This is a genomic window from Pseudogulbenkiania sp. MAI-1 (assembly GCF_000527175.1).
Taxonomy (GTDB): Bacteria; Pseudomonadota; Gammaproteobacteria; order Burkholderiales; family Chromobacteriaceae; genus Pseudogulbenkiania.
This window is the reverse complement of record NZ_AZUR01000001.1, coordinates 24,504-43,608: the sequence shown is the minus strand read 5'-3', so window position 1 is coordinate 43,608 and position 19,105 is coordinate 24,504. Positions and strand designations below refer to the sequence as shown.

General features: G+C 55.1%; 15 protein-coding genes, 1 tRNA gene and 1 pseudogene. 5 read left to right on the top strand and 12 right to left on the bottom strand.

The features are described from left to right. Nucleotides 1-18: 18 nt before the first annotated feature. The 5 genes from PSEMAI1_RS0100165 to PSEMAI1_RS21955 all read right to left on the bottom strand — a co-directional run bounded on the left by PSEMAI1_RS0100165 (nucleotide 19) and on the right by PSEMAI1_RS21955 (nucleotide 2,659). Nucleotides 19-297, bottom strand: a complete 279-nt coding sequence (locus PSEMAI1_RS0100165) for a HigA family addiction module antitoxin (protein ID WP_024300908.1) — start codon at nucleotides 295-297, stop codon at nucleotides 19-21. 11 nt (nucleotides 298-308) lie between these two features. Beyond that, entirely contained in the window at nucleotides 309-590 is a 282-nt protein-coding gene (locus tag PSEMAI1_RS0100160; protein ID WP_024300907.1) for a type II toxin-antitoxin system RelE/ParE family toxin, read from the bottom strand. Between the two features lie 217 nt (nucleotides 591-807). After that, nucleotides 808-1,008: a helix-turn-helix domain-containing protein gene (locus PSEMAI1_RS0100155; protein WP_232219809.1), complete on the bottom strand. Its 201-nt coding sequence runs from the start codon at nucleotides 1,006-1,008 to the stop codon at nucleotides 808-810. 220 nt (nucleotides 1,009-1,228) lie between these two features. After that, the gene (locus PSEMAI1_RS0100150; RefSeq protein ID WP_198019569.1) at nucleotides 1,229-1,381 is read right to left on the bottom strand and encodes a hypothetical protein; all 153 of its coding nucleotides are present in this window, start codon (nucleotides 1,379-1,381) and stop codon (nucleotides 1,229-1,231) included. A 753-nt stretch (nucleotides 1,382-2,134) separates the two neighbouring features. Continuing rightward, nucleotides 2,135-2,659 carry a hypothetical protein gene (locus PSEMAI1_RS21955; protein ID WP_198019568.1) on the bottom strand — a complete coding sequence of 175 codons (525 nt, stop codon included), beginning with the start codon at nucleotides 2,657-2,659 and terminating at the stop codon, nucleotides 2,135-2,137. Between PSEMAI1_RS21955 and PSEMAI1_RS0100140 the strand changes: the two genes are divergently transcribed. From PSEMAI1_RS0100140 to PSEMAI1_RS0100130, 3 genes are read left to right on the top strand one after another with little or no spacing between them, the layout of a single operon-like run. Further along, nucleotides 2,634-4,205 carry a recombinase family protein gene (locus PSEMAI1_RS0100140; protein ID WP_024300903.1) on the top strand — a complete coding sequence of 524 codons (1,572 nt, stop codon included), beginning with the start codon at nucleotides 2,634-2,636 and terminating at the stop codon, nucleotides 4,203-4,205. The two genes, PSEMAI1_RS21955 and PSEMAI1_RS0100140, sit on opposite strands and share 26 nt — an antisense overlap. Then, nucleotides 4,202-5,119 carry a plasmid partitioning protein RepB C-terminal domain-containing protein gene (locus PSEMAI1_RS0100135; protein ID WP_024300902.1) on the top strand — a complete coding sequence of 306 codons (918 nt, stop codon included), beginning with the start codon at nucleotides 4,202-4,204 and terminating at the stop codon, nucleotides 5,117-5,119. The genes PSEMAI1_RS0100140 and PSEMAI1_RS0100135 overlap by 4 nt, the downstream gene beginning before the upstream one ends. Next, nucleotides 5,116-6,021 (top strand): plasmid partitioning protein RepB C-terminal domain-containing protein, encoded by a 906-nt coding sequence (locus PSEMAI1_RS0100130; protein ID WP_024300901.1) that lies wholly within the window; start codon nucleotides 5,116-5,118, stop codon nucleotides 6,019-6,021. The genes PSEMAI1_RS0100135 and PSEMAI1_RS0100130 overlap by 4 nt, the downstream gene beginning before the upstream one ends. 172 nt (nucleotides 6,022-6,193) lie before the next feature. Here PSEMAI1_RS0100130 and PSEMAI1_RS22435 read toward each other — a convergent pair. The 3 genes and pseudogenes from PSEMAI1_RS22435 to PSEMAI1_RS0100120 form a co-directional block, all read right to left on the bottom strand. Continuing rightward, a pseudogene (locus PSEMAI1_RS22435) lies at nucleotides 6,194-6,439 on the bottom strand (transposase); the annotation flags it as partial. A gap of 77 nt (nucleotides 6,440-6,516) precedes the next feature. Next, nucleotides 6,517-6,605: transfer RNA gene (locus tag PSEMAI1_RS0100125), tRNA-Ile, on the bottom strand. A gap of 153 nt (nucleotides 6,606-6,758) precedes the next feature. Continuing rightward, entirely contained in the window at nucleotides 6,759-7,136 is a 378-nt protein-coding gene (locus PSEMAI1_RS0100120; protein ID WP_156943066.1) for a hypothetical protein, read from the bottom strand. A gap of 367 nt (nucleotides 7,137-7,503) precedes the next feature. Between PSEMAI1_RS0100120 and istA the strand changes: the two genes are divergently transcribed. Beyond that, a complete protein-coding gene (gene istA / locus PSEMAI1_RS0100115; protein ID WP_029770402.1) occupies nucleotides 7,504-8,721 on the top strand; it encodes an IS21 family transposase in 1,218 nt (405 codons plus the stop codon). Then, nucleotides 8,721-9,506 carry an IS21-like element helper ATPase IstB gene (istB, locus tag PSEMAI1_RS0100110; protein WP_024300898.1) on the top strand — a complete coding sequence of 262 codons (786 nt, stop codon included), beginning with the start codon at nucleotides 8,721-8,723 and terminating at the stop codon, nucleotides 9,504-9,506. Before istA ends, istB begins: the two co-directional genes overlap by 1 nt. A gap of 170 nt (nucleotides 9,507-9,676) precedes the next feature. Here istB and PSEMAI1_RS21615 read toward each other — a convergent pair whose 3' ends face one another. The 4 genes from PSEMAI1_RS21615 to PSEMAI1_RS21055 are packed head-to-tail and all read right to left on the bottom strand — an operon-like array spanning nucleotide 9,677 to nucleotide 19,094. Continuing rightward, nucleotides 9,677-11,665 carry an AAA family ATPase gene (locus tag PSEMAI1_RS21615; protein WP_156943065.1) on the bottom strand — a complete coding sequence of 663 codons (1,989 nt, stop codon included), beginning with the start codon at nucleotides 11,663-11,665 and terminating at the stop codon, nucleotides 9,677-9,679. Further along, nucleotides 11,662-15,597 carry an Eco57I restriction-modification methylase domain-containing protein gene (locus tag PSEMAI1_RS0100100; RefSeq protein ID WP_024300896.1) on the bottom strand — a complete coding sequence of 1,312 codons (3,936 nt, stop codon included), beginning with the start codon at nucleotides 15,595-15,597 and terminating at the stop codon, nucleotides 11,662-11,664. Before PSEMAI1_RS0100100 ends, PSEMAI1_RS21615 begins: the two co-directional genes overlap by 4 nt. Next, nucleotides 15,590-18,922 carry a helicase-related protein gene (locus tag PSEMAI1_RS0100095; RefSeq protein WP_198019567.1) on the bottom strand — a complete coding sequence of 1,111 codons (3,333 nt, stop codon included), beginning with the start codon at nucleotides 18,920-18,922 and terminating at the stop codon, nucleotides 15,590-15,592. The genes PSEMAI1_RS0100100 and PSEMAI1_RS0100095 overlap by 8 nt, the downstream gene beginning before the upstream one ends. Continuing rightward, complete coding sequence (locus PSEMAI1_RS21055) at nucleotides 18,891-19,094, bottom strand: helix-turn-helix domain-containing protein (protein ID WP_084612601.1); 204 nt, start codon at nucleotides 19,092-19,094, stop codon at nucleotides 18,891-18,893. The genes PSEMAI1_RS0100095 and PSEMAI1_RS21055 overlap by 32 nt, the downstream gene beginning before the upstream one ends. Between the last annotated feature and the right edge of the window lie 11 nt (nucleotides 19,095-19,105).

The following is a 19,105-nucleotide window of genomic DNA, read 5'->3' as shown; positions in this document are numbered from 1 at the left end:
CGAGAAGCAGGGGATAAATCAGGCGGCCAGCAGCTTCTCGACATGCGGACGGGGCCGCTGCTCTGCTTGCCACAAATCCCAGGCGGTCTGCATGTTGAGCCACAGCTCGGGGCTAGTTCCCAGTGCCTCGGCCAGGCGAAGCGCCATATCAGCGCTGATGCCGGCATGGCCGTGCAGAATGCGCGACAGAGCGGGGCGAGTCACGCCCAGCTTACGGGCGGCATCGGTTACGCTGATGCCTTCCAACCAGTCTTGCAGCACCTCGCCAGGGTGTGCCGGGTTATGCATACGGCTCATGTTGAGGTCTCCTAGTGGTAATCCTGATAATCGACCAGCTCGGCATTGCCATTGGGCAGAAAGCGAAAGGTCAGCCGCCAGTTGGCATTGACCGTCACGGCATAATGCCCGGCCAGATCGCCTTTCAGCGGGTGCAGCTTCCAACTCGGCACCGCCATGTCGTCCGCGCTTTTGGCCGCGTCCAGTGCCGTCAACTGCTTGCGCAGCCGTGCCGCATGATCGGGCCGGATGCCTGCTTTGCTACCTGTCGTGAAAAAGGCTTCAAGCCCCTTGTGGCAGAACGAAGTGATCATGTGTGCACTGTATAGCTACGCTGCACGAAAATCAAGATATTAACTAGGCTCTTGATCAAGCTGTTCATGTTAGGCCTGATTTCGATAGCGGGGGGTTTTGTTGCATAAATACGATTCAGCTTGCCGGCTAATGGGTGTCCCCTTTTATTCCCCCATGTCAGATCGTGGCAGGGGGAAGGCATGCGATTTGGGGGCGGACTGACCTGCCCGCTGCAGCTTACAGCTCAGGCCACTTCAACAGCTCGGAAGCCGACACCTCGAGCGAGTTGGCGATCTTCTCGATGTTATCGAGCGATACGTTGATCCTGGCCCGCTCGACCTGGCTGATAAAGGTACGATCCAGCCCGGCAACGAAGCCAAGCTGTTCCTGGGAAAGCTTCTTCTCGACTCGATGCAAGCGCACATTGAAAGCCAACACGTCTCTTAACGACCTGATGGGTCGGCTTGGGTCCGGGGCTTTTAATGAGGCTGGCATGGCCTCAATCTTTAAGCTATGCTGTCTTAACATCTACGGCTTTTACATCACGTATCAGCCGTTTTCTTTGTCCTTATACGTGATGTAAAAGCATCGTCACTTGTAGTCTAGCCAACCAGGACAGGGAATTCTGTAAGGACAAGTTTCTGCTGTCTTTAGCAATTCAAGAAGAGGAATGCAGAATGAAGCCGATATCCTTGAAACTACAGCCCGGCGACTCCAGGTAGCGCTCCGCGATGAGCTCCATCAGGAGTTCCTGCACCTCGATGGGCGAGCGGCAACCGAACCAGCCACGTGCATCAAAGCGATCCAACAATCCGATAGGCTCACGGCTCGCGTACGTTGCGCTCGAGCAGCAGGACATCTGCCGGCCCACCTTCTAGTCTAGGGTATTTTTCCTAGATTGATAGTTTTTCATAAAACTATCAATATTCCAAGGCATTCACATTATTTTATATCTTCGAACACTCCAGCCAGGCTGACATTATCGATAAGCACCCTTGATTTTATTGAATTACTGACTCCAAAGTCAGTGGTGGCGGCACCACAAAAATACCGTGATAAGTATGAAGTGCGTTGTAAACTTTAGAGAAATCACGGCATTTATTTTATATAAATGGCGTTTTTTGTTAGTTATTTTCGTAAAGCATCAATTATACAAAACTCACAAAAAAAACAGCCCAACCGCATGAGGGCTGGGCTGTTGATTCGACCGTTTAACTTTTCAGACTCTGCTGAAAACTTTCACGAACTCTGCAAAACTACTGTAGGTTTGCAGAGTTCGTGAAAAACTCAACCCTTGATTTCAAAGGCTTTTTTCATCTTCGTGCAAATTTTCTGGCCCCAAAATTTGCTGAAATCGTGAAAAAATCCTCCAAAATTTGCGCTCTTCGTGAAAATTTTGTCGCAAACCATTACAAATCAAAGACTTACGATCGACGTATTGATAGGCTCTTGGTAGCGATTCTACCAGAGGTTTTGGCGTGGACCAGGGCATGCCTGGCGTAGGTGGTTCGGAATGGTCAGTTGGACCCGCTGCGTTCGCTTGGTTCATTGGCAGTACCTCGTGCTATGGATCGTCACGGGTGGGTCGCTCGAAAAGTTCGAGCACCTCGTACATGAGCTTGGCAATGTCTGGCAGCTTGGCTGTGGCGATTGCGTGTGGGCGGTCCGCCATATGCATAACACATTCCAAGACTCTATCCGAATGACGGATGAGAGCCACCAAGTAGTCCCCTGACGGGCCGCTTTCCCCGGAAATCCAGTTCTTCACGCTCCTTTCGCTCGCTCCTGTCCAGCCCATCACGGTCTTGATGGCGCGATGGGATTGTCCGAGCTCCTTTTGCAACGCCATCGCAATTTCCAGGGCATAGCTCGCACCGGAGCCACCGGTCGACTCCATGGGCAGAACTTTGCCCATTTCCGGCAGAACTCTGCCCATTTTAGGCCCCATATTTCCGATCTCCCCCGCTAGATTGAGAAATGGAACCACCACGCCGGCAATCCTCGCCGATGCCTGGCGCCTGGCCCCCCATCCGTTGAACCGGCCAGTAAAGCAGGAGCTCGCCATGAACCACTTGTCGAGCAGTGGCATAGAAAGAACGCAATACCCCTACCCTGTCAGGGCGGCGGCATACGTCCGCATGTCGACCGAGCACCAGCAGTACTCCACAGAAAATCAGGCGGCGGCCCTATTCCTGTACGCACAGCAACGAAACATAGACATTGTCCGTACTTACGCCGACGAGGGGAAAAGTGGCCTACGCCTGGATGGCCGTCATGCGCTGAAAAACCTGCTGGAGGACGTCGAGTCGGGGCAAGCGGACTACTCCACCATCCTGGTCTACGACGTGAGCCGCTGGGGGCGCTTTCAAGATCCGGATGAAAGCGCCAGTTACGAGATCCGCTGCAAGCACGCCGGTGTGTCCGTCCAATACTGCGCGGAGCAGTTCGTCAACGACGGCAGCCCGGTATCGAGCATCATCAAGAGCGTCAAACGCACCATGGCTGGTGAATACAGCCGTGAGCTGTCAGTGAAGGTGTTTGCCGGCCAGGCACGGCTGATCGAGCGGGGCTACCGGCAGGGGGGACCAGCTGGTTACGGATTGCGCCGACAGTTGGTCGATCACACCGGGACACCCAAAGCCCTGCTGACACGAGGAGAGCACAAGAGCATTCAGACCGACCGGATCATCCTGATCCCGGGCCCAGCGGAGGAAGTGGCCATCGTCGGGGACATTTACCGGGCCTTTGTGGAGGAAGGGCGAAGCGAACGGGAAATCGCCAGCATGTTGAACCAACGCGGCATACAGACGGACCTGGGGCGAGTATGGACACGTGGCACAGTGCACCAGGTGCTCATCAACGAAAAGTACATCGGCAACAACGTCTGGAACCACGGCTCCTTCAAGCTGAAAAACCAACGGGTGCGTAACAGCCCGGAGCAGTGGGTACGCGCCGATGGCGCCTTTGAGCCCATCGTCAATAAAACGCTGTTCGAGGCGGCGCAAGCCATCATCCAGTCCCGTTCGTATCGCCTGTCGGACGAAGAAATGCTGGAGGCACTACGTAGACTGTATAAACAGCAGGGGTACCTGTCCGGCCTGGTGATCGACGAGGCAGAAGATTGTCCCTCCAGCAGTGCCTACCAGAGCCGGTTCGGCAGCTTGCTGCGGAGCTACACCCTGATCGGTTACACCCCGGATCGCGATTACAGCTACATCGAGGCCAATCGCAGCTTGCGTGAGCGCTATCCGCATCTGGTCGAGGAAACGATCGAGCACATCCGGTCATTGGGAGGGAGGGTGATGACCGATCCGGAAAACGGCCTGCTCACCATCAACGAAGAATTTACCGTCTCACTGGTGCTCAGCCGATGCCGAGAGACCCAAGCAGGCTCGAACCGCTGGGTTATCCGCTTCGATACCGGGTTGTTTCCCGACATCACCGTGGCCGTGCGAATGTCCCCAGAAGGCACGCAGGCATTGGATTACTACCTGTTGCCGGCGATCGATATGACGCTACCTAAGCTGACCTTGGCGCAGCAAAACGAAGCCGGGTTGGAAATCTACCGGTTCGACACGCTGGATGCGCTATTTACACTGTCGCGGCGTACTTCTTTGCGGGAGATGCTGTCATGACACTCGCGCTCCCAGTTCTGCACCATGTAAACGGGGAATCGGAGATCCGCCTCGTCGAGCTTAGCCGGATCAGAGTGCTCAACCCTCGTGTTCGCAACAAGAAGATTTTTGCGCGCCTGGTGGAAAACATTGCCACCCTTGGCCTGAAACGGCCCATCACGGTTGCGGAAGGGGGCAAGGACGAGACGGGGCAGCACTATGACCTAATTTGCGGACAGGGTCGCTACGAGGCTTACCAGATGCTGGGGGAGAAGGAAATTCCCTGTGTCGTGGTCCAGGCTTCTGAAGTAGACCGCTACCTGATCAGCCTGGTGGAAAACCTGGCCCGGCGTAAGCATTCCAACCATGACTTGCTGGATGCGGTCCGGATACTGGAAGACCGGGGCTATAACAACGCACAGATCGCGCAAAAGACCGGTCTGGACCCGAGCTACATCTATTCCATCATTTATTTACTACGCCAAGGGGAGGAACGGCTGATTGGCGCCGTTGAAGCAGGCTGGCTTTCTATTTCTCTGGCAGCTGAAATTGCACGATCGGGCAATGACGAAATCCAAAGTGCCATGATGCAGGCCTACGAATCAGGCTTGCTCAAAGGTGACCAGCTGATGCGGGTACGGCGACTGATCACGCAACGGACCACATTCGGTAAAGGCTATCGAAGAGGATGGCATCGTCGAGGAGACAAGAATGTCACCCCACAGAAGCTTCTGAAGACCTATCAGGCCGAGGTACGCCGGCAAAAGCTAATGGTCAAAAAAGCGGAGATCAACGACCAACGCCTCCTTTTCGTCACTACCGCCTTGCGCCGTCTGATGGCTGACGAACATTTCCTGACCTTGCTCCGGGCAGAGAATATTCAAGACATGCCACAACCTCTCGCGGAACGGGTACGTGGAGGGGGGCATGCATGACACAGGTTCGGATGGGTTTCGAGGCCGAAACCATCAGGGTTCCAATCCAGAATATCTTGCCGACGCGCCTAGTTGGCCAGGACGTGCTGAAGTCGGTCAAGTACCAAGCCATTCTAGCCTCCATCCGTGAACTCGGCATCGTCGAGCCGCTCGCCGTACACCCGGAAAAGCGGGTCAACGGAGACGCTCAGCATTTCATCTTGCTGGATGGCCATTTACGGCTCGAGGCCTTGAAAGAGTTGGGTGATCAGGAGGCCGTTTGCCTGGTCTCAACCGACGATGAAGGATTCACCTACAACCGTCAGATCAACCGGATCAGTGCCATCCAGGAGCACAGGATGATCCTGGCGGCGATCAAGAAAGGCGTGCCGGCCGAGCGCATTGCTCAGGTGCTCAATGTCAACGTCGACCGCATCCATGCTCGCCAGCATCTATTGGACGGTATCGCCCCGGAAGTGGTCGAACTGCTCAAAGACCGCATGATCGGCCAGCAGGTGTTTCGCGTACTGCGCAAAATGAAGCCCATGCGCCAGATCGAGGCGGCCGAGATGATGCTCTCAGCCAACCGCTTCACCCAAAGCTATATCGACATGATTCTGGTCGCGACCCGACCTGAACAGTTAGTCGAAAAGAAAAAGACCAAGCACTCCGAGGTGACACCGGAAGACATCGCACACATGGAGCGTGAGATGGAAAAGCTCCACCATGATTACCAACTGGTGGAGGAGACACTGGGTGAAACCATGCTGGTGCTGGTCGTTGCGAAAGGCTACATCTCACGCCTGATGCGTAACGAGGCCATTTCGGACTACTTGAAGCGCCATCACAAAGACCTGGCGGAAGAACTTGCGTCGGTCATGGAGGCTGTCACTACCGATACTCGTAATCAGGAGAGGGAGTAGTCACAGCTGGGCAAGTCTCCAACGAGCATCTTCAGTTCTACCACCACTTCGGCTTCATCAGGCCATCGATGTCAGCGATTATCCTGTCACTCCGCCGGAGTGTCTGCTTCTACGGTCAGATGTGAAGGGGCCACCTCCACGCCTCAATATTCTTCTTGTCCAACAGCCACTACAGCTCGTGGATCTGCTTCAGCACTTCGGCTAGCCCCAACGTGGGGAGCGGGACAGACCAGGCTTCTCCTGCCTTCACCGCGAATAGACGGCCTTCCTGAAGAAGCTTGCGCCAATGTAAGAGCTCGTTTGGTTTGATACCGAGTCATCGTGTTACCAGTGACACCGTTTATCCTAGCTAGAAGCTCTCACGCACCATGGCCAGCTTCTCTTCGACAGAACAGCGGCGACGGTGCTTCGGTTTCATAGGACTCGCCCAGCAACCCAGAGCCATACCGTTACGCTGTTGAAATGGGAAGAGCTGCCTCTAGGGCAGCTCTTCTTTATAAGATAAGGGATTCGAACCCTTGGACCCATTTGCATGGGTCGCCCCAGTATCAATGGGGTGCCTTAGACCGCTCGGCCAATCTTCCATTTGTTACGATACAGACAAATATTGACTATGTCAATATTATATGATGTGTACGTTATAGATGACGATGGGTCTGCCCGAGTATGAATCCGTAACACAGCCAGCCATGCCTTTGCTGATCGGCCAAATGCCATAGCTAGGGAAGACCGACTAGTTACTCGTCATCTTCTTCATCTTCTTCATCTTCTTCATCTTCTTCATCCTGGAAACCTAGTTCCGTAAGAATGTCTTCGAAGGATAGCTTCCCTGTTCTCAAGCGCATCAGATCAGTGGTGATAAGCCCTGACGAAGCAGGGGGAGCCCCCTCCAGTGCGCTCGCAGCGACAAGCGCAAATCCGCCGCGCTCAAGGTCAAACAAGACGACCCCAAGATCCTCAAGCCCAACTCGCACTAATTCAATGAAGGATCTATGCAATCGAGCACGTTGAGACATCACCTCAAAAGTTTTCTTGCTGACTCGACATCGTGTCTTTCCTGATCGATGCAATAGCAGGGCTAGAAGAATTGCGGTTTCATCATAGGATCTACGCACGAGACACCTCCATATAAAATCCCGAATTAGGATTTAATAGATCCTAATTTAGGATCAATCTGCCATGCTGTCAACCCCTAGTGGGCATGTGGGTAGCTGAAGCAGTCACGAGGAGACAGCCCCCATGAAAACGCTCGTTCTCATGACAGGGGTTGCCACGCTGCGAAATAGCATCCCAACTGCACACCTAATTGCATCCTCACTGCGCACCCATGACACCATTCGTACTGCACGTGTCAGGCGACATCGTAAATTGACCCCCTAGCGACACGAAGAACTGACCCCCTTGTTTGCAAGGAGGCAGTCGTTGGAAACGCAGTATTCAGCGAGTCATCCTGTACCCCGTGAGGTTTGTGGAGTACGGGAGATGTTGGAGCCGGAAGCAGTAACGGCAATCGTTCGACTGGGGCAATCCGGCTGGGGGGCGAAGCGGATTGCCAAGACGCTGGGGATCGCCCGAAATACCGTGCGGCACTATTTGCGTGCCGGCGGCCCGGTGCCATACCAGCAGCCGCAACGCAGCGGCGTGCTCACCGGGCACGAGGCCTGGCTACGTGAGCAGTTTCTAACGCACAAGGGCAACTGCGACGTGGTGCGTCAGCTACTGGCTAAGGAACACGGTATTGCCACCAGCCTGCGCACCGTTGAACGCGCCTGCCGGCCATATCGGCAGGAGCTTGAAGCCAGCCGGCGAGCGACGATCCGGTTCGAGACTGCTCCTGGCGAGCAGATGCAGATCGACTTCGGCCAAGTGCGCATCCAGATCGGTGGCGAACTGGTGCGTGTGTACCTGTTCGTGGCGACGCTTGGCTACTCGCGCCGTGGCTTTGTTTGCCCATTCCGTCACGAACGGCAGAGTGCTTGGTTTGGCGGTATCGAAGCGGCGTTCGAGCACTTCGGTGGACGGGTGCAGACTCTGCTGATCGATAACGCCAAGGCCCTCGTGGTCGAGCACGACATGCAGACCCGGCAGGTCCGCTTCAACAGCCGCTTCGAGGCGTTCTGCCGGCATTGGGATGTGCGCGTGAAGGCCTGCGCGCCGTTCCGTGCGCGCACCAAGGGCAAGACCGAGAACGGCGTTGGCTATGTGAAGAAGAATGCTATCGCCGGTTACACATTCGAGAGCTGGGCCGCATTGGAGGCTCACTTGACCCGCTGGCAGCGGGAGGTGGCCGATACCCGCATCCACGGGACGACCGGCATGGCGCCCAAGGAGCGGTTCGACGGCGAACGTCCGCATCTGCGTCCTGTTGCCGGCATAGTGCCGTTCCTGCAAGTGCGGGAGCTGATCCGTCGCGTCAATGCCGAAGGCTGTGTCGAGCTCGATACTAATGCCTACAGCGTGCCCTGGCGGCTGATCGGCGAGATGGTCACGGTCGCTGTACGAGCAGGCACGGTGACGGTCCATTACGCCGGCCAGGAAGTAGCGCATCACGCCGAGTTGGCCGGCAGTCGCGGACGGCAAATTGACCGCGCCCATCTGCTTGGGGTCGTGCCGCCGCTATCCGAGCCGGTCCCGCCACACGGCGGCGCTTTGCTGCGCCCGCTGGCAGAGTATGAGGAATTGGTCGGAGGGGGCTGGTGATGATCGAACCCGACCGACTGGAAGAACTGTTGACCCGGCTGCACTTGACGGCGATCCGGGATCAGCTGGATAGCCTGCTGGACGAAGCGAGCCGTGCCCAAATGACACTTCGCGAAGCGCTGCTGTTCCTGGCCGAGCGAGAGGTGGCCCGGCGCGATACGCGACGCATCCAGATGGGGATGAAGCTGGCTCGATTCCCCTGTGTACGCACGCTGGAGGGCTTCGACTTCGATGCGCAGCCGTCGATTGATCCCGGCCAGGTCCGGGATTTGGCCACCGGGCGCTGGATTGGCCACGGTCAAGCGTTGTTGCTGCTGGGACCGCCCGGAGTCGGCAAGACGCATTTGGCGGTAGCACTCGGGCGTGAGGCGGTAGAACGGGGTTACACGGTGCTGTTCAGTTCTGCTGCATCGCTGATGGCTGGACTGACGAAGGCGCATGCCGATGGGCGCTTGGAGGAGAAGCTGTTGCAGCTATCGAAACCCAAGCTGCTGATCGTCGATGAATTGGGCTACCTGCCGCTGGAGCCGGCGGCAGCGCACCTGTTCTTCCAGCTGGTCTCGCGGCGCTATGAGCGGGCAAGCCTACTGATCACCAGCAACCGCCCGGTGGGGGAATGGGGCCAAGTGTTTGGTGACGCAGTGGCGGCAACGGCCATCCTGGATCGGCTGCTGCATCACAGCCAGGTGGTCACGATCCGGGGAGATAGTTACCGGCTACGCGACAAACGACGGAGCGGCCTGCTGCAGAAGGCGACGGCCGAACCGATTACATCAACTAGTTGATTAACCCTGGGGGTCAATTCCAGATGTCGCCAGGGGGTCAAATCCTCGTGTCGCTTGACAGCACGCCAGTTGCATTGCTCTGAACAGGCCGTTGGAGCCCATTAAGACAGACTTCTCTACCTGCCGAGCTTCTTGGCGATGTTGGTTACGCTATTCTGGGAATTTGCGTTTTAAAGCATATCGAGCACCATTCCTGCTCCTCCCGCGGGAACGAGCAATCCGATGATTCGCACCAGGTCCGCATGTGCAAGCCTCGCGAGGTCGGCCTCTGCAACCGGCGAAATCAACCATCCGCGCTCGGCCTCAATTTGAACGGGAAGCTGTTGGTGAGGAGGAGAAAACAATACTGCCCGTTGGGAAAACACTGCTGACCATAGAGACTGAGCATCTTCCCCTCGCTCCTTGAAAATAATGCTCACGTGCTTGCGGTTGCAAAATTGTCGCAGACCTACATGAAAGGCCGCACGCAGGTATCCCAATGCAGCGTGTAGTTGTTCGCTGGTAGCTTGGGCAGCGCCGATAAGCTCTTGTGCGGCCTGAAGCGGATCGCCATCCGTACTGCGCTCTACTACAGCCAGCAATTTTTCAACCGCCAAAATCGCGCCATCCACCTCGGCGCGGGCAATATTCGGTGGAGCAGCATGGGAATAAGGGTTGAGTACGACTTTGCGGAACAGCTTGACCCGCTCGATGACACCGGCCAAACATCCCTTGGCAGTATGACCTTTGAGCCATCCCTCAATGGCCGCCAAAAGCTTTTCTGTATCCACATGACGCGGGTCAGACTTGAATACCACCGGTACACCAAAGCGCTCGCAAAACGACTTCAAGGCCAACTCGAAAGCCGACCGCGTGTAGTTCGCGGCCGCTGGAATGTAATGGGAGTCGAGAAAGTCGCGCGCCTGGTCGAGACAAGCCTTTGCCGCCTTGTCCCCCGGGGCTCGTACTGTCGGTGCCGGAATATTCCGTACAACATCCGCCCCCTCAAACACCTCCAGGCACTTCCAGTGTCCCGTATTGCCAAGGTGAAAACGGGCCATCTCGAACCACACCCGGTCGTGAGTCAACAGCAGCACTTGCCAGTCGGCGAAATGGGTGCGCAAGACATCTAGTACTGGAAGCCGATTGGAGTGATCAAGCCCGATCAAGACGTCATCGAGTACCAGTAGCTTCAATGCATTCGGTGTTGCTGTAGGGGTACAGGCAAGTCGTCCCGCCAGATAGATCGCCAGTGCTAGCGCGGAGAGTCGTGCTTCATTCAGGAAATGCTGTGGCACCGTGAGCTGATGGGTACGATAGCTAACATCCAGTGTGAGCAAGCGGCCGGCAATCGTGCGGTCGCGTTTGTAATGGGCAGCCGTGTAGGTGACCCCACCGAAGACAAACGTGGCAACTGTTACATCTGATCCAATCAGTTCGCCAAGCAAAGTACCGACGAAAGGAAGCAAGGCAGCTAAAGCTTGATTTAGTCCGCTGTTGAATTCAGAGCACGCGCTAAGCGCTCGCTGGTATGCGGTACTGGGAGCACTGCCGGATTTCGGAGCTGACGGTTGGCCACGCGTGGCACTTTCTACAGCTGCCCACAGTTCTCTGATCGTACGCGATTGCCCGCCGCTGACTGGCACGAGGAAATCACCCAATAGCTTTTCAACGGCGATTTCGAAGAGGTTGACTGCGCCATCGCCGTGCTTGTAGTTCGTATCAAGTAGCGCTCGGTAATCTAGGCAGGCCCTGCGTAGCGCTGTCTGAATCACACGTGGATCATTGCCGCCAGAAACTGCTGCAGGATGCCGTTCGCGTATCGAAGCTGCGCCACCAATGGAATGGCTACCAAGGGGCGCGGCACCTAGAACACCAGAGCCTACTTGCAGGCACCAGCTTGCCTCCGGCGCACCATCATTGAACTCGATATTGACCGCGCAACCTGTTTCCGACTCACCTGAAAACACATTCTTGAGTCCACGCAGACTTCGGCTAGGCTTGAGCGAGAAGAACTCGGACAGCGCATAGAAAATCGAAGACTTGCCCGCACCATTCTCCCCGTAGACCAGCATATTTTTACTGTCGAGATCAAAATGCACGGGAGCAGGTCCAGGGAAAGCCCGAAAATCCGTGAGAGTGAGTCGCTTTATACGCAATGGGTTTGGCGGCCTAGTCATTCTCGGCCCTCGACGATACGCACCACATCCAGGCCCTGCAGGTCGAACAACATTCCGTATATGGGATGACTGGTGGCGAAGATACCGTTGAGCAGTTCACTTGCCGCAATGGCGAGTGCTTCATCCTTTAAGAGAGCTAGCTTGCCGATGCCTGTTTTCTCGAGCGCGTCGAAGAGGCGAATGTTGGCACGGTGTAAGTCGTCGGGGAAAAATAGCTCGAAAACAAGGCCGTTGATGAGTTGTTCGAAGCGCGCGTCAGCAGTAGCCAGAACACCATTGACGAGCGTGCCCAAGATAGTTTTTTCTTGCGCGGAAGCAGACGGGATTGGGATTTGCGAAACGTACATCGGTTTGAATTCGTAGAAACCGCCTTGCTTACCAGAGAATGTCTGCTGTGTGATCCACCAGGAAACCGAGGAGTTCAGCACGGCGAGAACATAGCGCCACTCTTCCGTAACAATGATGTTTGTCTTGTCATTCCCGTAATAGCCAGCCAAGTCCGGCGCATAATCAACACCATCCTCAATCGCGGGAACGAAAATCTTCGGTTGCTCGAACTCAGCAAGGTAGGTCCCCTTCGGGTTGTTATCAAGTTCTAGCCAATGATGCTGCCCTACACCTTTGCCGTTTCGTGACGAAGTGCACTGTCCGCGCTTGCGCAACCCCTCCTCGAACTGGGATAGGTGCCTCAAGATTGCAGGGTAATTCTTTAGGTTCTCATGGAAGCCAAATGGAAAGGCAATGAGATATAGCCCGGCCCATTCGACTTTCCAGCGTTTGACGTCACGACCTCGAAGGTAAGGTTTGATGAGTTCTGCTGACTTCGGATCTTCCGTAATCAACCTATCCCGAGTTGCCGCATCGATGACAAATGCTTCGTTCAGACCAGTTTTGATTCCATAATAGAATCGGCCATTCACATACTCGCCCAGCGGAGTCCCCGCCGCACGGATTCGGGCCAAAAGTTGACGTTTATCTGGGGATTCCAACTGCCAGCCGTCTTTTCTCAATTCTGCTTGCGGTACTTCAAAATTCCCGACGGCAAACACAGAAGGGAAGGTTTCCACCGGGTGCTCTTGTGTCCAATTCAGTGCACGCACCATATCCGTCGCCGGCGGCGGATTAAGTGGCTTGTCTCGCCTGGTGGCGATAACGATGGTGGGGTAGGCAATAGCCGTGAAGACGGCTTCGTCACCAAAATCAATGATGCTGTTCAGGCGCGTGTGCGTTGCCATGAACTGACGCAAAGCCTCGCCATATTTGGCGCGGTACCATTTGTTGGAAGTGATAAATGACAGCACTCCCTTGGGCTTGAGCAGCTTCACCGACCGCTCATAGAAGAACACATATAGATCGGCGCGACTGCTGGCGCACTCATAGTGGTATTCATTCTTCAGAACCGGCGTCAGGTCCTTGATGTCCTCATGCCGCACATAGGGCGGATTGCCGATGACGATGTCGAACACTGCCTCTGAGTTGTCGCGAGCGCGCGGCATGCCGAACATCCACTCTACGTCGAAAAAATCTGCATAGCGGTTCTGGTCGAATGGATCCCAGCGCGCCATGCGGTCAGCATCGCGCACTGTAACGAAACCGTCGCGCCTTAGCAGCGCGACCAGTTCCTCATGCAGCTCCTGCACCTTTTCCTTGCGTCGTCTCTTGGTGGCGCGGCTACGAGCGGTAAAGTAGGCGGCGTTGGCATCACGCAGTTCCGCCTCTTTCTCGGCGATGGCCGGGTCGTCCAGCAACGAACCTTGAGCACCGTGGCGCGGCACGCCGAAAAGCGTGTTGGCGGCGACGATCTTGGTTTCTAGGTTGGGTAGTGGGGTGATGTTCCAGTTGGGCCTGGTTCGATCAATAGGTTGGCTGACGATCAACGCGATGAAGAAGCGCAGCTTGGCAATCTGCACGGCGATAGGCTGGATGTCAGAGCCGAAGATGCACTTCTCGATGAGGTAGAGCTTGCGCGTGTAGTCGGCATAGGCGGGGTCGGCAAAATCCTTTTTGTGTTTTTCCAGTGCAGTCTCGGCATCGCTGATTTCCGCATCGCGCTGTACCGGGTCGGGCGTCTTGCGCGCCCCGGCTAGGCGCTGCTGTAGCGGGATCAGGTTTCGTTCGCGCCACCGGCGGTTGTCCGGATCGAGCTTCTGCAGTGCGACGAAGAGCTTGGCGAGGATGCCCATCGGGAACGCGCCGGACCCGCATGCCGGATCGAGCACTTTGAGGTTCTCGATGGCGGCGACGAGGGTTTCTGCCTCAGCTTCGCTGAAGTCATGGCCTTTATCGGCGTGGGACAGCAGGCAGCGCAGCTTTTCCTCGCACTTGACCGTTTCGGGCAGTTGGCGAGCGAAATAGGCGATAAGTGCCTCGTCCACCATGTAATCCACCACCTCGCGTGGGGTGTAGAACGAGCCAGACTGCTTGCGGGCGGTGCTGCGGGTATCGGGGTTATAACTGGCCAGCAGGTTTTCGAACACCTTGCCGAGCAGTTCCGGATCGAGGGCGACTTCCTCTTCCAGCGGAGTGTTTTCGTCGACAGTGAACTTGTAGCCGTTGAGGAGATCAATCAGGCCCTTGGCCGGGTAGCGCTTGCCCTTAGTCTCGAACTCAGCATTGAGCGCTGCATCATCAGTGCCGCCGAAGAACAGTTTGTTGGGCACATGAGCACGCGCTTCCGGACGGCGCGAGAAGCCGTCAATCCTCAGTACCCAGCCACTACCCTCCTTCACAGCTAAATCAAGCAGGCCGGGGTTGCGCTCAATATCATGGTCGGTCAGTACCTCATCCAGACATTCGAACAACCCGCCGTTGAGAAAGGGTACATTAGCAAAAGTGCCCTTCAGCACGGCATCGGGGTCACGGAAAGCCTCCTTGTAGCGATACACGAGGGAGATCAGGTAGTCCCCCTTTATACCGCTGCCCTCTTTTGCCCAGCGGCGCTCATCTCCCATTTCCACGTTCAGGGTAGCGAAAAATAGGTTTTGCAAGATAGCCTGGTAGTAGTTGCTATCTTCGGGGTAGGCGTCGGGCGCCTGTTTAAGCATGGTCTTGATCGTGCTGAGGTCAAAAAGGTCGTCGGGAACTAAGCGGCGCTCCTTGATGAACCAGACGAAGATTAGGCGCGTGAGGAGACGAATGACGCCGATGGCGTCCCTGTCCGCTCCGCCGCCTTTCGGAAAGCGCACTTCCTTGACCGCCCAGAGATACCACCAGGCCAGTTGCCTGTAGAAGTTTTCGTTAAGTTTTTGGGTGGAGAGAGTTCCGATCCAAGCATCGTAGAGGTCGCGGAAATTGGAGGGGCGCCTCTTCTCTCCAAGGTTGTCCAGGGCAAGGCTGGCGAGAATGTCGAGGTGTGCCCGGTGCGGGTTTGCGAGCCGCACATCCTTGATCACCGTAATACGGCTATCGATGACATCCCGGCTGACGTCGCGCAAATTCTGGCGCCGGTCGATGACGGCGAGCGAAAAGAGGCTACCATGCCGGAACAGCAGGATGCCCGGCATGGGAAAACGCTTGTTCAATTCGCGGGCAATGGTCGCGAGATCGGAACGTGACCATCGCTCATCCTTCAGATCGATGGCCAGAAACACGAAGGACTCGATCTGGCCGCGCGCGACCTTATGGTCTGCGCCCAATGGAGCTTGACCGACTGCCAGCGAGGGAATCTCATCATTAGTGAGTTGAAATAAGAATGCACAGGATTTCCAGCAGTCAGCTTTGACTTTGGCGCGATTGATTGCACCAAGGCCTGGTTTGAACTGCTCGATGTTGCTGAGTAGAGATTCAGCATTGCTGCCAAGGTCGGCTGTCTTCTCGCTAGCATAACCCAGAGCGTTCAAAAGTTTGATAGATGCGATTGGCAGTGGCGCATCCGACATAGCTTGCAGTGCAGCATGTACGGCCTGCAGGCGTTCGAAATTATTGTCAGGCATTATTCTTATCCTTGATTACTAGCCAGGTAATGAGATCGAAATCGGCAGCGTGCTTCACCAGTTTCGAAGCATCAGTGAGTTTCCCTCCTCGCCCAGCAAAGAGATTGCCGACGCTCTTCTTGCTAAACTGTGCGGCAATTGCAGCGACTGCTTTGTCAAGCAAGGTGCTGTATCGGCTCATATCCTCACCGCCCTTCGTTTCATCATCGAAGATTTGGCACAGGTCGGCATAAGGCTCCGACTTGCCCTGGCTCACAGCTCGGAAGATTTCGAGCACTTGTTTCGGGTTGGTGAAGTTGTATCTGACTTCTCCATCGTCGCGGATGTATACGAGGAAAAAAGGCTGAAGCGGATTGACGGCTTCGTTACCGGCGGCGTCGATGCGCTGTTTGAGGCAATAGATGGCGCCAGGTTTGATGGTTTGGTACTCGGCATGAGGCGGCACCACAGCATAGAGACCGAAGGGCGCTTCCTCTAGCTTATCCCGGTTGGCCTCAATGTAGGCGGCCAGCTCCATACGGAAATCGTCGAGAGTGAACTCGTTAAGTGCGACTGACTCATTGAAATCCTCCAAGTCAAGCACTTCATCCTTGAGCCTGAGCAGTTGCTTGTCGCGGTAGCGCAGGTCTTCCTGTATCAGTTCCCGCAGGTCTTCCGCCTGCAGGATGTTGTCCTCGGCAGTGGCTGCGATGTCCACTAGTGCCATCCGCGCTTCGACACGATTTTTCAGGTTGATGTATTTGTTGAGGTCAGGTGTCGGCCAGAAATTGACAAGCTGAATGGCTGAATTCGGACTCCCGATCCGGTCGATACGACCGAATCGCTGGATAATGCGCACTGGGTTCCAGTGGATGTCGTAGTTCACCAGCAGATCGCAATCCTGCAGGTTCTGGCCCTCGGAGATACAGTCGGTAGCGATGAGGACGTCGATCTCGCCATTCTGGGGCATGGATTTCATCTTCGCGCGCTGCTTAGCGCGGGGTGCGAAGTTGATGAGGATTTGAGTGAAATCTGCATGGCCGAAGGTCGTGCGGTTCGGTTTAGCACCGCCGGAAACCAGTGCGACATGCACCTTCAGTTTTTTACGTACCCACTCCTCTATTTTTTCGTAGAGGTAGGCGGCCGTATCGGCGAATGCACAGAACACGATGATCTTGCGGTTCTCATGCCCAAGGGTATTGGTCGTTGGATGCGTGACCTTTTGCTCGATGATTTTCTTCAAGTCGGCTAGCTTTGCATCACGATCAGGGGAAACCTCTTTCGCGACGCTATGCAGCAAAGCCAGACGTTGCTTGTCTGACTTCAAGTCCTTGAGCCAAGCATCAACCTTCAAGTGCTCCATTTGAAACTTGAGTGCACTTCCCACCTGAAAGAGGTCCGCAAGCTCGGCATCCTCGTCCGATTCATCCGCAAACAAATCATCCTGGACAAGCTCTGCATCCCTGGCCTTGTGAATTTTGAAATCCAATAAGCGCTTTTCCAATGCCTCAATTTTCTCGACCGTGCGATCCATGGTGATTGCAAACGAATGAACAGAGCTTTCGAGTCGTTTGAGAAAATTCACCTTCATCATGCCTATCAGGAAATTTTCACGTGTTTCCTGTGAGAAATTCCTGATTTTCTTTTCTGCATACTGTGACTTGAACTCATCACATACATAGCGCGACGGGTTATAAAGTGAGAGCTGGTACTTGTCGATTTCATCGTGAAGCGTGTCGTAGGAAGGGAAACGCTCTTTAGTATCAATTATCGAGAACACCGACTCGGGTTTTTTTCGTTTCGGGAACTGGCCGATCCGCGCTAGCGAAGCCCGATAGTATTTCTGGATATGCTTGCGTGAGCGGGCAATGGTCAACTCATCGAGCAGGGTGAAAAAGCCAGCCGAGAGACGATCCATCAGGTCACGAGCATCCTTTTCGCCAGCACGCTTTGCCCACTCCATAAAAATCTTTTGCGCGGTGGTTAGCGTATCCTTGATGCTGTGAATGGCGAAGCTTTGCGAGAACGCGGCATCTCTACCCTCGGTCACGAAGTAAATCTGATTGCGGAGATCCTTGAGGTCGTTGTTAACCGGGGTGGCGGAGAGCAGCAAAACCTTGGTTTTTACGCCAGACTGGATGATGTCCTCCATCAGCCGCTCGTATCGACTCTTGCGGATGATGTTGCCGTCCTCGTCGCGCTTGCCTTTGGTGTTGTTACGAAAATTGTGGGACTCGTCGATGACAATGAGGTCGAAATTGCCCCAGTTGAGGGTTGCGAGATCAACGCCATCGACCTTGCCACTTTCCCGCGACAGGTCGGTATGAGAGAGCACTGTGTAAGCAAATCGATCTTTGAGGAAGGGATTCAGTTCGCTGTTGTTCTGTGCAAGATAGACTGTCCAGTTGTCACGCAACTTCTTGGGGCAAAGCACGAGGACGCGGTGGTTGCGTAGCTCGTAGTACTTGATGACGGCCAATGCAGAATAGGTTTTGCCCAAGCCGACGCTATCTGCGAGGATGCAGCCGTTATGTGCATTGATCTTGTGGATGGCGCCTTTGACGCCGTCCTTCTGGAAGTCAAACAAGGCCCTCCAGATTTCCGTGTCGACGATGGCGGTCTGATCAAACAGGCGCGCGTCGTCCTCTTGGCCCGACAGGAATCGCTCGAAGACGTGGTAGAGCGTCTTGAAGTAGATGAATTCGGGGGCGTGATTGACGTATAGCTGCTCTAAGTATCGCAACACCTCATCCTTGACGTCCGCCACCACTTTGTCGTCTGCCCAGATATCGTCGAACCACTGCTTCAGATCGGCGCGATCACGGTCACTATCGACGATCAGGTTGAGTTCGATATTGGGAGTTGCGGACAGACCAAGACCACGCCGGGTAAAATTGGAACTACCTAGAATGGCATATTCCCGATGGCCATCGTGGATATGATAAAGCTTGCCGTGGAGCAGATTCGCCTGCCTGACGGATCGAATTTCCACCTTGTTTCGTATCCATTCGGCGCAACGACGGGCAATTTCCTTCTGCTGTAGACGATTGGCCAATTCCAGGCCCTCGTCCTCGATCTTGAAAGACTTCTTGTCGGTCTTTTCTGGGTCAAGCGATGCAATGAATCGCGGTTCACCAAACAGAAAGTTCAACTGGTCGATCTGGTCTAGCTCGGCCGACAGCGCCTCATAAGCATAGATAGTAAAATATGCCGAGACTATGGATAGCTGGCTTCCTGCATCGATTTTCTCGATGAGGAAATCGGCAACTTTCCCACGGGAATGGTTATCCCGAATGCCGAAATTGTTCGCCCCATTAGCTGCCATCACGCTTCCTGACATCATCATCACTCGCTCCTCCATGACGTACCCAGTCATCAACCTCGGAAATCTTAAATTTCCAGAGGCGACCGATCTTGTGGGCAGGCAGTCCCTTTGTGTCGATCCAGCGATAGATCGAGTCGCGGGTCACGCCAAGATGTTCCGCCATCTGCTCGACGGAAATCCACGGCTCACTCATATTGGGACCTT

Coding starts and splice junctions, on each gene's coding strand:
- PSEMAI1_RS21055 (WP_084612601.1), bottom strand. CDS start 19,094: ATGAGTGAGCCGTGGATTTCCGTCGAGCAGATGGCGGAACATCTTGGC.
- PSEMAI1_RS0100100 (WP_024300896.1), bottom strand. CDS start 15,597: ATGCCTGACAATAATTTCGAACGCCTGCAGGCCGTACATGCTGCACTG.
- PSEMAI1_RS21955 (WP_198019568.1), bottom strand. CDS start 2,659: ATGCCACTGCTCGACAAGTGGTTCATGGCGAGCTCCTGCTTTACTGGC.
- istA (WP_029770402.1), top strand. CDS start 7,504: ATGTTGGAGCCGGAAGCAGTAACGGCAATCGTTCGACTGGGGCAATCC.
- PSEMAI1_RS21615 (WP_156943065.1), bottom strand. CDS start 11,665: ATGACTAGGCCGCCAAACCCATTGCGTATAAAGCGACTCACTCTCACG.
- istB (WP_024300898.1), top strand. CDS start 8,721: ATGATCGAACCCGACCGACTGGAAGAACTGTTGACCCGGCTGCACTTG.
- PSEMAI1_RS0100165 (WP_024300908.1), bottom strand. CDS start 297: ATGAGCCGTATGCATAACCCGGCACACCCTGGCGAGGTGCTGCAAGAC.
- PSEMAI1_RS0100130 (WP_024300901.1), top strand. CDS start 5,116: ATGACACAGGTTCGGATGGGTTTCGAGGCCGAAACCATCAGGGTTCCA.
- PSEMAI1_RS0100140 (WP_024300903.1), top strand. CDS start 2,634: ATGAACCACTTGTCGAGCAGTGGCATAGAAAGAACGCAATACCCCTAC.
- PSEMAI1_RS0100095 (WP_198019567.1), bottom strand. CDS start 18,922: ATGATGATGTCAGGAAGCGTGATGGCAGCTAATGGGGCGAACAATTTC.
- PSEMAI1_RS0100135 (WP_024300902.1), top strand. CDS start 4,202: ATGACACTCGCGCTCCCAGTTCTGCACCATGTAAACGGGGAATCGGAG.
- PSEMAI1_RS0100160 (WP_024300907.1), bottom strand. CDS start 590: ATGATCACTTCGTTCTGCCACAAGGGGCTTGAAGCCTTTTTCACGACA.